Source organism: Accumulibacter sp. (assembly GCF_031732815.1).
Taxonomy (GTDB): Bacteria; Pseudomonadota; Gammaproteobacteria; order Burkholderiales; family Rhodocyclaceae; genus Accumulibacter.
On sequence record NZ_JAVMKF010000314.1, the window covers coordinates 1 to 11,800 of the forward strand.

Below are 11,800 nucleotides of genomic sequence, written 5' to 3' on the forward strand. Positions count from 1 at the left end.
ACAGCGCCAAGGACAAGATGCGCGGCAAGGATCGCGCGATCCTGAACGACAACCTCGGCGACGGCTTCTACGACTTCCTGCTGGCGGCGCTGGCGCCGACCATCGCGCACTGCCGGGGCGGCATCTACGTGGCGATGTCGTCCAGTGAACTGGATGTGCTGCAGGCAGCGTTCCGTGCCGCCGGTGGAAAGTGGTCGACATTCATCATCTGGGCCAAGAACACCTTCACGCTGGGCCGGGCCGACTACCAGCGCCAGTACGAGCCAATCCTGTACGGATGGCCCGAGGGCGCGCAGCGTCACTGGTGCGGCGACCGCGACCAGGGCGACGTCTGGAACATCAAGAAGCCGCAGAAGAACGACCTGCATCCGACGATGAAGCCGGTGGAGTTGGTTGAGCGCGCGATCCGCAATTCGAGCCGACCCGGCAACGTGGTGCTCGATCCGTTCGGCGGTTCCGGTACGACGCTGATCGCCGCCGAGAAGTCAGGGCGACTGGCTCGACTGGTTGAACTCGACCCCAAGTACGTGGACGTGATCGTGCGCCGCTGGCAGGAATGGACTGGCAAGCAAGCCACCCGTGAGTCGGATGGCGCGCTGTTCGATGATCAGGCGGCGAGCGACTCCTCGGCGATCTCGCAGTGAATCACAAAGCCCGTCAGGTAAGGCAGGCCGCGCGGGATGCCGTACCGCTTGCTGGTCTGGCGGCCAATCGTCCAGCCCATCCACTGTTGGGTGGCGGCGGTGACCGCGTCCGCCAGGGTCTGGCCCCGGTACAGCCCGTTTTGCACATCGTCGGCAAAGTGGCGTCCGTGGCGGCTGTCGAGGAAGACTCGGACTGATTCGAGGGGTTGGCTGGTGGCGTCCGAGATGGCGGTCATCGCCAGGGGCCACGCGGTGCTGGCGTGCTCGTTCATCGTGCCCCAGAAGCCCCAGGCTTCGTTCTGGGTGGCGGGGATCTGTTGGTTGGTGTTCATCTCTGGCTCCTTTTGGTTGATCGTTGCGACACCCGTAGTAACGCGCTGTTCGATTGAGAAGCCAAGCTATTCTTGGCTTCTTTCTCAATCTATTTCGATCACCCAAGACGGGCCACGTACCGGGCGTAGTCGCCGCCCTCTGGATTCACGTAAAGGTAGGGGCGACCCGGTGCAGTGACCTCGACGCAAAGATAGCCGTCGCCGGTGCCGCCACCTTTGCCACGCAGCCAGTCGCGCGATACCAACAGGCTGCGGGCAAAGGCATCGAACTCGTCGACGGTGAGTTCCTTCGTCTCGGTGGCGTAGACCTTGGTCTGACCCTGGCCACCAACTTCGTCCAAGTCGGCAGGCTTGCGGGCAAACGGCAATCGGACGCTCAACTCCTCGACCTGCAAGGTGGTGTCGCCAAACTGAAGGGTGCGAGGCGTGCGTTCGATGGTGATGGTCATGGTGCTCATGGATGTTCTCCTGGGTGTTGGCGTGGCGATCAGGCTTCTGCGGCGATCCGGTAGACCCGCTCGCCACCTTGGGCCTTGTCCGAGACGATGGTCAGGCCGAGCTTCTTCTTGAAGGCCCCGGCAAAGGTGCCGCGCACCGTGTGCGCCTGCCAGCCGGTGGTCTCGCAGATCTGCTGCACCGTTGCCCCTTCGGGGCGCTGCAGCATCTGGATCACGGTGGCCTGCTTGCTGTTCTCGCGGGTGCGAGGTTTGGCGGCCGCCTTTTCTTGCGCCCAGGTGGCCTCGGCTGCCGTCACGGCTGCGTCGAGTTCGGAGTCTGCGGTCACTGGCGCAGGCGCTGGCCGGGCGCACCCCATCGCGTCGTAGCCCTCGGCGGCAACGAACCAGTGGGTGCCGTCGGAGGTGATCAGGGCGCGGTTGAACAGGCCGTCGAGCACCTTCTTGCGTGCGCCGCCTTTGATGTTGTCGGGGAACCAGTCGATCTTGCCGTCGGTGTGTTCGAGGGCGTAGGCCAGGATCGCGTGCTGGGCCGGGGTCAGTTGGGTTGTGGTCATTTGCTTCTCCTTCGGAGGGGTTGATGGGATGACGTGATGAACGCGCTGTTCGGGAGTGAAGCCAAGCGCTTTCTGCTTGGCTTCGCAGGTTCTTGATCAGTTGTTGGCCTTGTCCGACTTCGCCGCCTTGCGGCCCTGCTCGACGCCTGCGTTGAACGCGGCCTCCAGGGCATCGCGCAGGCACCAGACCGCCACATCGTGGAAGTCGAGGCTGTCCGACTTGCGGGTTTCCAGGGTTTCGATGCCCAGCTTGCTTTGCGCGATCTGGGTCAGGAGTTGTTCGAGCTTGCTCATTGCTGCGTCCTTTGATGGTGTTGATGACGTCCGTATGAACGCGCTGTTCCAGAGAGAAGCCAAGCTGATTTCGAGTGAATGACGAACAAATGATTGAAGGGGCAACCGGTTCTCAAAATGGGCATTTCGATTCGCGCTTACGCCCGTCACCGTGGTGTGACCGACACCGCTGTTCACAAGGCAATTCGCGCAGGTCGGATCACGCCGGAGGCTGACGGCACCATTGATGCCGACCGTGCTGATCGCGAGTGGGCTCGCAACTCCGATGTGCCGAAGACCGGTACGCGGGCCAAGGCTGCAAAGGTCGCCGTGCCGGAGGGTGGTGGCGACGGGCCTGCAGGCCTACCTGCTGGCGGTGCGTCGCTGCTTCAGGCGCGCACGGTCAACGAAGTCGTCAAGGCGCAGACGAACAAGGTGCGTCTGGCCCGACTGAAGGGCGAGTTGGTGGATCGGCCGCAGGCCATCGCCCACGTTTTCAAGCTGGCGCGCTCCGAACGCGATGCGTGGCTGAACTGGCCCGCGCGCATCTCGGCGCAGATGGCGGCCAAGCTCAATATCGATCCGCACACGATGCACGTCGCCCTGGAGGCGGCGGTACGTGAGCACCTGCAGGAACTGGGCGAGATGCGCCCTCGGGTTGATTGACGATGGAGATGGAATACGAAGGCGCGGCCGAAATCGAGCGCGCTTGGCGCGAAGGGCTGACTCCCGACCCGCTGCTCACGGTGTCCGAATGGTCGGATCGCCACCGGATGCTCTCTAGCAAGGCGTCTGCCGAGCCGGGGCGCTGGCGCACCAGTCGCACGCCGTACCTGAAGGCGATCATGGACTGCCTGTCGCCGACCTCGCCGGTCGAGCGCGTGGTGTTCATGAAGGCAGCCCAGCTCGGCGCGACCGAGATGGGATCGAACTGGATCGGCTACGTGATCCACCACGCGCCGGGCCCGATGATGGCGGTCTGGCCGACGGTGGAGATGGCCAAGCGCAACTCCAAGCAACGGATCGACCCGTTGATCGAAGAGTCCGCTGCCCTGGTGGAACTGATCGCCCCGGCGCGTTCGCGCGACTCGGGCAACACCATCCTGGCCAAGGAGTTTCGGGGCGGTGTGCTGGTGATGACCGGGGCCAACAGCGCTGTCGGACTGCGCTCGATGCCGGTGCGGTATCTGTTCCTCGACGAGGTCGACGGCTATCCGCTGGACGTCGAGGGTGAAGGTGATGCGATCTCGCTGGCCGAGGCGCGCACGCGAACCTTCGCTCGGCGCAAGATCTTCATCGTTTCAACCCCGACGATCTCGGGGGCGAGCGCCATCGAGCGGGAGTACGAAGCCAGTGATCAGCGTCGCTACTTCGTGCCGTGCCCGCATTGCTCGCATCGCCAATGGCTCCGCTTCGAGCAGTTGCGATGGGAGAAGGGGCAACCAGACACGGCGGCGTACATCTGCGAGTCCTGCGATGAGCCGATTGCCGAGCACCACAAGACCTGGATGCTGGAGCACGGTGAGTGGCGCGCGATGATCAGCGACGGCTCGGGCAAGACAGCGGGGTTTCACCTGTCGTCGCTTTACAGCCCGGTTGGCTGGCGCGGTTGGCGCGACATTGCCGCCGCCTGGGAAAGCTCCGTCAACAAGGAATCGGGGTCGGCGGCAGCCATCAAGACCTTCAAGAACACCGAATTGGGTGAAACCTGGGTCGAGGAAGGCGAAGCGCCCGACTGGCAACGGCTGGTCGAACGCCGCGAGGACTACCGGGTCGGCACGGTGCCACCGGGCGGATTGCTCCTGGTGGGCGCTGCCGACGTGCAGAAGGATCGCATCGAGGCGTCCATCTGGGCTTTCGGGCGTAGCAAGGAGTCCTGGCTGGTCGAACACCGCGTGCTGATGGGCGACACCGCCCGCGATACGGTGTGGAAGCGACTCGCCGAATTGCTTGCCGAAAACTGGACACACGCCTCGGGCGCGGCGATGCCGCTGGCCCGGTTCGCCCTGGACACCGGCTTTGCGACGCAGGAGGCCTACGCCTTCGTGCGGGCCTGCCGTGACCCGCGCGTGATGCCGGTCAAGGGGGTGCCGCGCGGCGCGGCCCTGATCGGCACGCCGACGGCCATCGATGTTTCGCAGGGCGGCAAGAAGCTGCGCCGGGGCATCAAGGTGTTCACGGTGGCGGTCGGTATCGCCAAGCTGGAGTTCTACAACAACCTGCGCAAGGGCGCGGACGTCAGCGAGGACGGCGTGACCACCGTCTACCCGACGGGGTTCGTCCACCTGCCCAAGATCGACGCCGAGTTCATCCAGCAGCTCTGCGCCGAACAGTTGATTACCCGCCGCGACCGCAACGGCTTCCCGGTGCGCGAGTGGCAAAAGATGCGCGAGCGCAATGAAGCGCTCGACTGCTACGTGTACGCCCGCGCGGCCGCATCGGCGGCGGGCCTGGATCGCTTCGAGGAACGCCACTGGCGCGAACTGGAGCGCCAACTCGGGATGGAACGGCCACCGGATGAGCCGCCCCCGATTCAAGCGTTCGACCCAGACGAGGCCACCCAACGCGGTGGCCTCTCTGTTTCTGCAACCCCACCACGTCGGCGCGTCATCAAGAGCCGCTGGTTGTCCTGATTTTCAGAGGAGTTTTCATGAGTCTTGCCACTCGTATCGAGAGCCTGGTCATCCGGGTCGCCCAGGAGTTCAACGACGTCCGGGCGACGGCAGGCAATCTCGCTGGCCTGTCCACCACCGACAAGTCGAGTCTGGTCGCGGCGATCAACGAGCTGAAGGCGGCGGTGCTGTCCGCCACCGCCATCGACGACAACCAGATCGCCACCTCCAGCACCTACTCGTCGAACAAGATCGTGTCGCTGCTCGACGCGCTCAAGGCTGACATTTTGGGTGGCGCGGACGCCGCCTACGACACCCTGGTGGAAATCCAGCAGTTGCTGCAGAACGGCACCACGGGACTGGATGCGCTTCTGGCCGCAGTCAATCTGCGCGTGCGTTTCGACGCGGCGCAGACCTTGACGGTGGCCGAGCAACTGCAGGCCCGTACCAACATCGGTGCGGTGGCGGCCAGCGATGTCGGCAACACCGACACCGACTTCGTCGTGATATTCGACGGGGCGCTGGCCTGATGAGTCTCGCGTCCAGCATCGCCGCGCTGGCGGCGCGCATCGGCTTCGAGGTCAAGACCAAGATCGACGCCACACATCCCGGCCTTGCCCGGGTGTGGGTGAGCTTCGGCTACGTCAGCGGTCAGGTCGTCATCGCTAGCGCGCACAACGTCGCCAGCGTCGTGCGCACGGCGGCGGGCCGGTACCGCGTGCATTTCGCCGTAGCGATGCCGGATGCGAACTACTGCTGGACGGCGCTCGCCCGCAGCAGCACCAACACCGGCCAGCAGCGCATAGCAATCGTGCGCGCCAGCTCCGACCTCAAGACGGCCCAGTACGTCGACATCTCCTGCGCGACGGCTGCGACGGCATTTGACGATTCCTCTGAAATCAACCTCGTGGTGTACCGCTGATGGCCTACACAGAATCCCAACTCCAGGCACTGGAGACCGCGCTCGCCAAGGGCGAACGCCGCGTCAGCTTCGGCGACAAGACGGTCGAGTACCGCTCGATCGAGGAACTGACCGTGGCCATCCGTGAGGTCAAACGCGGTCTGGCACAGCAAGCTGCTGAAACCGGCCTGTGGCCGGGTGCCCCTCGCCAGATCCGGGTCACTACGGCCAAGGGGTTCTGATGGCTTGGTACTCCAAATTCCGAACCCTGTTTGGCCAGCCACCGATCCACGATGCGGCAGGTCGTGGTCGCCGCTCGCTGGCATGGATGCCCGGCAACCCCGGAGCGGTGGCCGCACTACTGGCCACCAGCAGCGACCTGCGTATCAAGAGCCGCGACCTGGTGCGACGCAATGCCTGGGCCCAGTCGGGCATCGAGGCCTTCGTTGCCAATGCAGTCGGCACCGGCATCAAGCCACAAAGCCTGGCCAGCGACGAGCGCTTCAAAACTGAGGTGCAGGCACTGTGGCGTGATTGGACTGCAGAGGCCGATGCCGCCGGTCAGACCGACTTCTACGGTCTGCAAGCGCTGGCATGTCGGGCCATGCTCGAAGGGGGCGAATGCTTTATTCGTTTGCGTCCCCGCCGGCCAGAGGATGGTCTGGTTGTGCCGCTGCAACTGCAATTGCTCGAGGCAGAGCACCTGCCGATCAATCTCAACACTGAATTGCCGTCTGGCAACGTGGTGCGTGCCGGTATCGAGTTCGACAGTCTGGGGCGGCGCGTCGCCTATCACCTCTACAAATCCCATCCTGAAGACGGGCGGCTGGCGCCGATGTCCGGCCAGGGGGGCTTGGATACCGTGCGCATCGACGCCAAAGAGATCATCCATCTCTATCGCGTACTGCGCCCAGGCCAGATCCGGGGGGAACCTTGGCTGTCGCGCGCCCTGGTCAAACTCAACGAACTCGACCAGTACGACGACGCAGAACTGGTCCGCAAAAAAACCGCAGCCATGTTCGCCGGGTTCGTCACGCGCCAGAACCCCGAGGACAACCTGATGGGCGAAGGCGCGGCCGACGCCAACGGGATCGCCTTGGCCGGTTTGGAGCCGGGCACGCTGCAGATCCTGGAGCCAGGGGAGGACATCAAGTTCTCCGACCCCGCCGATGTGGGTGGGTCGTACTCCGATTTCCTGCGCAACCAGTTCCGGGCGGTCGCGGCTGCGATCGGCGTGACCTATGAGCAACTCACCGGGGATTTGACTGGGGTGAACTACTCCAGCATCCGGGCCGGTCTGCTCGAGTTCCGGCGCCGTTGCGAGATGGTCCAGCACAGCGTTCTGGTGCACCAGCTGTGTCGTCCGGTCTGGGCTGCCTGGCTCAAGCAGGCGGTGCTAGCCGGCGCCATCGAAGCACCTGGATTTGCCCGAGGTGGAGCGGCTAAGCGGCGCCAGTACCTGCAGGTCAAGTGGATTCCGCAGGGCTGGCAATGGGTCGACCCAGAAAAAGAGTTCAAGGCCATGTTGCTTGCCATCCGTGCGGGCTTGATGAGCCGCTCGGAAGCCATCTCGGCGTTTGGCTATGACGCCGAGGACGTAGACCGCGAGATAGCGGCTGACAACCAGCGTGCCGACGACCTGGGACTGATCTTCGATTCCGACCCACGTCGCACATCCAAGGATGGCGGTAGTGCAGAGCCGAACAAAAACGCTGCACCGATTGATCCAGTGACAAGCGCACCTCCTGTCTGAAGGACACCCATGACATTGCTACCCCATTTGGCGGCGCGCCTATTCGGTGTGCCGCTGGCGATCCATCGCCCAAAACTTGACGTGATCCTGGCTGTACTCGGGCCCAGGGTCGGATTAGCCGATCTCGCTGCACCCGCAGGATTCTCTCCGCCAGCCCGTGATGCGCCGGCTCAAACACCCAAGATCGCAGTCATTCCGATTCACGGCACCTTGGTGCGCCGTACCGTAGGACTGGAAGCCGAGTCCGGCCTGACCAGCTATGCCGGCCTTGCCGCTCAATTGGATGCGGCACTGGCCAGTCCAGAGGTTGCGGCCATCCTGCTCGACATCGATTCGCCGGGTGGCGAGTCCGGTGGCGTGTTCGATCTGGCCGACCGCATTCGTGCAGCAAGCCAGATCAAGCCCGTCTGGGCCGTGGCCAACGACATGGCCTTCTCGGCGGCCTACGCACTGGCATCTGCTGCCAGCAAGGTCTTCGTCTCGCGCACTGGCGGTGTTGGCTCGATTGGCGTCATTGCCATGCACGTCGACCAGTCCGAGAAGGATGTGCAGGACGGCGTTCGCTACACCGCCGTGTTTGCTGGTGATCGCAAGAACGATCTCAACCCGCACGAGCCGATTTCCAGCGAAGCCCACGCCTTCCTCAAAGCCGAGGTCAATCGCATCTACGGCCTGTTCGTCGAAACGGTGGCCCGCAATCGGGGCATCGACCCATCCACGGTCCGCGACACCGAGGCCGGTCTTTTCTTCGGGCAAGCCGCCGTGGCGATCGGGCTGGCGGATGCCATCGGCACCTTCGACGACGCCCTGGCGCAACTCCTCGAATCTGTTTCCTCACTCCCGAATCTGGACACCTCACAGCCGGGCCATCCGGCCCGGGTGAGCCACTCGGGTTCTTCCCGCAACCTCCAGATGGAGTCTTTTATGAATGATCGAACCGACCCCGCTGCTCCTGATCGGCTTGCTACTGATCCTGTTGTCAGTCCTCCTCAACCGGCAGCCACCACGGCAATGACCGTGGCTGATGCCGTGGAAATCGCCCAGACCTGCACGCTGGCCGGGCGAACCGACCTGATCGCGGGCTTCCTTGAAGCCCAAACAGCCCCGGCCCAAGTGCGTAACCAGTTGCTCGCGGCGCAGGCCGACGCTTCGCCCGAGATCGTCAGTCGCATCGACCCGCAAGCCGCCGTGGCTGCTGCCAACGCAGGCAATCCGGCATCACCCCACAACCCCCTGGTCCAGGCCGTGAAGAGCCGCCTCGGATCTCAATGAATCTGAATGGAGCCTGAAATGCCCGCATTGCAAGAACCTCTCAACCTTGGCGATCTCCTCAAGTACGAGGCGCCCAATCTGTACTCACGTGATCGCGTGACCGTCGCCGCCGGTCAAACACTGCCCCTGGGAACCGTCCTCGGCATGGTGACCGCAACGGGGAAGGTCAAGCAGATCGACCCGTCCGCCACCGATGGCAGTCAGTACGCCGCAGGCGTCTTGATGCAAGACGCTGATGCCCACCTGGCAGATCGAAACGACGGCCTGATGGTGGCGCGTCACGCCATCGTTGCCGATCACGCGCTCCAGTGGCCCGCTGGCATCGCTGCAGAAGAGCAGCAAGCCGCCATCCTCCAACTCAAAGCACTGGGTGTCCTGGTGCGCACCGGCGCTTAAAGCCAGGGAGATCCATCATGCAAAACCCTTTCCACAACCCTGCGTTCTCGATGGCATCCATGACGGCGGCCATCAATCTCATTCCCAATCGCTACGGCCGCATGGAGGAGATCAAGCTCTTTCCCGCGAAACCCGTGCGGACCCGTCAAATCGTGGTCGAAGAGCAGAACGGTGTGCTCAATCTGCTGCCGTCCATGCCGCCCGGGTCCCCCGGTACGGTGGGCACGCGTGCCAAGCGCAAAGTCCGTTCCTTTGTGATTCCTCACATCCCGCACGACGATGTGGTGTTGCCCGAGGAAGTCCAGGGGCTGCGCGCCTTCGGCTCCGAAACCGAGATGGAATCGCTGGCCGGCGTCATGGCACGCCATCTGGAGACCATGCGCAACAAGCACGCGATCACCCTGGAGCACTTGCGCATGGGGGCGCTCAAAGGTGTGATCCTGGACGCCGATGGTTCGGTGATTTACGACCTCTACGACGAGTTTGATATCACGCCGGCGACGGTGAATTTCGAACTGGGCAACGCCAATACCCAGGTCAAGAAAAAGTGTGCCGAGGTGCTGCGCCACCTGGAGGACAACCTCAAGGGCGAGTACATGACCGGCATCCATGTGCTGTGTTCCCCCGAGTTCTTCGATGCGCTCACGGGCCATGCCAAGGTCGAACAAGCCTTCACCAACTGGCAGCAGGGTGTTGTGCTGATCAATGACATGCGCGCTGGCTTCACCTTTGGAGGCGTCACCTTCGAGGAATATCGTGGCCAGGCCACCGATGCCAGTGGCACCAGCCGGCGCTTCATCGCTGCCGGTGAAGCCCACGCATTCCCGCTGGGCACCATCGACACCTTCGGCACCTACTTCGCGCCAGCCGACTTCAACGAGACGGCCAACACGCTGGGCCAGCCGCTGTACGCCAAGCAGGAGCCGCGCAAGTTCGACCGGGGCACCGATCTCCATACCCAGTCCAACCCGCTGCCGATGTGCCATCGACCGGGCGTGCTGGTCAAGCTGACGATGGCTTGATCATGGCGCTCATCGAAAACCTCTTTGAGGCGGCCGCCCACGCCGGGTTTCTGAAACCCTGCGTCTGGCGGCCCAGCGATGGTTCACCCGAGCAGGCCCATGCGGTGGGATTCGCTGCTCCCGACGAAACCCTGCTCGATGGTCTGACGCTCAGCACAGAGTACGTGATGTCTTACCCCGCCAGCGTCTTGGTGGGGTTGGCAGCGCGCGAGACCGTCGAAATCGATGGTCAGTTGTTTCAGGTGCGTGACATTCGAGCCGTGGGCGATGGCTCGGAGCTGCGCGCCAAACTCAGCAGGATCTGACCCATGGCCGGAAATTCGATCCGCGAGCGGATTCTGCTGGCGGTGATGGCCGCTGTGCGGCCGTCCGTCGAAGCATTGGGTGCCACCTTGCACCGTTCGCCCACGGTGGCCATTAGCCGGGATCAATGTCCGGCACTAGTGGTGTTTCCCGAGACTGAAACCATCACCGAACGTGCCAACGATCGCGTCACCCGCGAGCTGACGGTTCGACTGGTTGCTCTGGCGCGAAACGTCGCGCCGACGACACCGGAAACCGAAGCCGATCGCCTTCTTACCGCTGCCCATCTCGCCTTGTTGTCGGATGGAACGGTGGGTGGTTTAGCGCTCGGCGTCAGGGAACAGGAGTGCGAATGGGAGGTTGATGACGCCGACGCCGTGGCGGTGGCCTTGCCGGCGCGGTATCGCATCACCTACCGCACGCTCGCCAACGACATCTCCATCCAAGGATGACCCTATGCCCCGCCTCGTTTTGAACCGCCCGCATACCCATGCGGGCAAGACCCATGCTGCAGGCGATGTTCTCGACGTTGATGCCGACATCGCCGAATGGCTGTTGGCCAACGACATCGCTATGCCCGAACCAAAACCGACCCGAGTGGAGGCTGAAACCTCCCTCGTTCAACGCAAGGAACCCAAATCATGAGCACCTACGCTTCATTCCAAGGCCGCGTCTTTCTCGGCAAACGTAACACGGCTGGCTTGCCGATCGAAGTCCGCTCGCCAGGCAACGTAGCCGAACTCAAACTGTCTCTCAAAACCGATGTGCTGGAGCACTACGAGAGCCAGACCGGTCAGCGTTCGCTGGACCACCGCATGGTCAAACAGAAGTCGGCCACGGTGAACCTGACCATCGAGGAGTTCACCAAAGAAAACCTCGCTCTGGCCCTTTACGGCAACCATGTCGTCGGCACGCCGGGTACGGTGACCGCCGAACCTATTGGTGGCGCCACCCCGACCCCGGGCGACCGCTACTTCCTGGCCCACCCCAAGGTGTCGAGCCTGGTGGTCACGGATTCAGCAGGCACGCCGGCCACACTGACCGCCGGCACGCACTACACCGCCGATCTGGACTTTGGTGCCGTCCAATTTCTGGACACCACCGGACTGACCGCACCGTTCAAGGCCAGCTATGCCTATGGCATCGCCACCGAGATCGGCATCTTCACCCAGGCGCTGCCTGAGCGTTACCTGCGCTTGGAGGGCATCAACACGGCGCAGGGCAACGCCAAGGTGCTGGTCGAGTTGTACCGTGTGGCCTTCGATCCTCTGAAGGAAATC

The 11,800-nt window shown here is 63.5% G+C and carries 18 protein-coding genes; 14 read left to right on the forward strand and 4 right to left on the reverse strand.

Features of this window, described 5'->3' with window-relative positions:
• The coding region (locus RKP46_RS18935) for a site-specific DNA-methyltransferase (RefSeq protein ID WP_311108061.1) at positions 1-644 on the forward strand (644 nt) is incomplete at its 5' end.
• On the opposite strand, the gene RKP46_RS18940 is transcribed toward RKP46_RS18935, so the two are convergent.
• The 4 genes from RKP46_RS18940 to RKP46_RS18955 all read right to left on the reverse strand — a co-directional run bounded on the left by RKP46_RS18940 (position 608) and on the right by RKP46_RS18955 (position 2,282).
• On the reverse strand, positions 608-976 hold the full coding sequence (locus RKP46_RS18940) for a hypothetical protein (protein ID WP_311108062.1): 369 nt from the start codon (positions 974-976) through the stop codon (positions 608-610). The two genes, RKP46_RS18935 and RKP46_RS18940, sit on opposite strands and share 37 nt — an antisense overlap.
• Before the next feature lie 98 nt (positions 977-1,074).
• Entirely contained in the window at positions 1,075-1,434 is a 360-nt protein-coding gene (locus tag RKP46_RS18945) for a hypothetical protein (protein ID WP_311108063.1), read from the reverse strand.
• A gap of 29 nt (positions 1,435-1,463) precedes the next feature.
• Entirely contained in the window at positions 1,464-1,988 is a 525-nt protein-coding gene (locus RKP46_RS18950; protein ID WP_311108064.1) for a DUF3489 domain-containing protein, read from the reverse strand.
• A gap of 96 nt (positions 1,989-2,084) precedes the next feature.
• The gene (locus RKP46_RS18955) at positions 2,085-2,282 is read right to left on the reverse strand and encodes a DUF6900 domain-containing protein (protein ID WP_275852574.1); all 198 of its coding nucleotides are present in this window, start codon (positions 2,280-2,282) and stop codon (positions 2,085-2,087) included.
• A gap of 117 nt (positions 2,283-2,399) precedes the next feature.
• On the opposite strand from RKP46_RS18955, the gene RKP46_RS18960 reads away from it, so the two are divergent.
• The 13 genes from RKP46_RS18960 to RKP46_RS19020 form a co-directional block, all read left to right on the forward strand.
• Positions 2,400-2,927, forward strand: coding sequence for an elements of external origin (locus RKP46_RS18960; RefSeq protein ID WP_311108074.1), 528 nt, complete (start codon positions 2,400-2,402; stop codon positions 2,925-2,927).
• A 2-nt stretch (positions 2,928-2,929) separates the two neighbouring features.
• Positions 2,930-4,894 (forward strand): phage terminase large subunit family protein, encoded by a 1,965-nt coding sequence (locus tag RKP46_RS18965; protein WP_311108065.1) that lies wholly within the window; start codon positions 2,930-2,932, stop codon positions 4,892-4,894.
• Positions 4,895-4,911: 17 nt separating this feature from the next.
• Positions 4,912-5,403 (forward strand): hypothetical protein, encoded by a 492-nt coding sequence (locus RKP46_RS18970; protein WP_020228539.1) that lies wholly within the window; start codon positions 4,912-4,914, stop codon positions 5,401-5,403.
• A complete protein-coding gene (locus tag RKP46_RS18975; protein WP_311108066.1) occupies positions 5,403-5,795 on the forward strand; it encodes a hypothetical protein in 393 nt (130 codons plus the stop codon). Before RKP46_RS18970 ends, RKP46_RS18975 begins: the two co-directional genes overlap by 1 nt.
• On the forward strand, positions 5,795-6,016 hold the full coding sequence (locus RKP46_RS18980; protein WP_311108067.1) for a phage head-tail joining protein: 222 nt from the start codon (positions 5,795-5,797) through the stop codon (positions 6,014-6,016). The genes RKP46_RS18975 and RKP46_RS18980 overlap by 1 nt, the downstream gene beginning before the upstream one ends.
• Positions 6,016-7,527 carry a phage portal protein gene (locus tag RKP46_RS18985; RefSeq protein ID WP_311108068.1) on the forward strand — a complete coding sequence of 504 codons (1,512 nt, stop codon included), beginning with the start codon at positions 6,016-6,018 and terminating at the stop codon, positions 7,525-7,527. Before RKP46_RS18980 ends, RKP46_RS18985 begins: the two co-directional genes overlap by 1 nt.
• 9 nt (positions 7,528-7,536) lie before the next feature.
• On the forward strand, positions 7,537-8,799 hold the full coding sequence (locus tag RKP46_RS18990; protein ID WP_311108069.1) for a S49 family peptidase: 1,263 nt from the start codon (positions 7,537-7,539) through the stop codon (positions 8,797-8,799).
• Positions 8,800-8,817: 18 nt separating this feature from the next.
• Positions 8,818-9,195: a head decoration protein gene (locus tag RKP46_RS18995; RefSeq protein ID WP_053842397.1), complete on the forward strand. Its 378-nt coding sequence runs from the start codon at positions 8,818-8,820 to the stop codon at positions 9,193-9,195.
• Between the two features lie 17 nt (positions 9,196-9,212).
• The gene (locus RKP46_RS19000; RefSeq protein WP_311108070.1) at positions 9,213-10,217 is read left to right on the forward strand and encodes a major capsid protein; all 1,005 of its coding nucleotides are present in this window, start codon (positions 9,213-9,215) and stop codon (positions 10,215-10,217) included.
• A 2-nt stretch (positions 10,218-10,219) separates the two neighbouring features.
• The gene (locus RKP46_RS19005) at positions 10,220-10,522 is read left to right on the forward strand and encodes a hypothetical protein (RefSeq protein WP_311108071.1); all 303 of its coding nucleotides are present in this window, start codon (positions 10,220-10,222) and stop codon (positions 10,520-10,522) included.
• A gap of 3 nt (positions 10,523-10,525) precedes the next feature.
• On the forward strand, positions 10,526-10,972 hold the full coding sequence (locus RKP46_RS19010) for a hypothetical protein (protein WP_311108072.1): 447 nt from the start codon (positions 10,526-10,528) through the stop codon (positions 10,970-10,972).
• Between the two features lie 4 nt (positions 10,973-10,976).
• On the forward strand, positions 10,977-11,165 hold the full coding sequence (locus RKP46_RS19015) for a hypothetical protein (protein WP_300341558.1): 189 nt from the start codon (positions 10,977-10,979) through the stop codon (positions 11,163-11,165).
• A partial coding sequence (locus tag RKP46_RS19020) for a hypothetical protein (protein ID WP_311108073.1) occupies positions 11,162-11,800 on the forward strand: 639 nt, incomplete at its 3' end. The genes RKP46_RS19015 and RKP46_RS19020, both read left to right, overlap by 4 nt.